Genomic DNA, 320 nt, shown 5'->3' with positions numbered 1-320 from the left:
CGCGGGATCACCTCACCCACGATCAAGCGCGAGCTCAGGCGACGAAATGCCATCGAACCGATCATCGGTCACACCAAGTCCGATGGCCTGCTCGAGCGCAATCACCTCGCCGGTGCCACCGGCGATGCCATCAACGCCATCCTGGTCGCCGCGGGGCACAATCTCAGGTTGCTCGTCGCATGGCTGACTGCGCTTTTGCGCGCCCTCATCGCCGCCTGGCTATCCCCAGTCCTGCCCAAAATGGCCGCTGCCTGAAAGCAGCCTACCAGTTCGATAAACCCCTCACGGCACATCGGACGCAATCTACCCGTCGCCGAAAC

The 320-nt window shown here is 62.8% G+C and carries 1 pseudogene; it reads left to right on the top strand.

Annotation, left to right across the window (positions count from 1 at the left end):
• A pseudogene (locus tag LH128_RS30635) lies at positions 1-255 on the top strand (IS5/IS1182 family transposase); the annotation flags it as partial.
• Positions 256-320: the final 65 nt, after the last annotated feature.

It is taken from the genome of Sphingomonas sp. LH128 (assembly GCF_000293195.2).
GTDB lineage: Bacteria > Pseudomonadota > Alphaproteobacteria > Sphingomonadales > Sphingomonadaceae > Novosphingobium > Novosphingobium resinovorum_A.
Note: the sequence above shows the minus strand (reverse complement) of the source record. Positions and strands in the feature narration are given on the sequence as shown.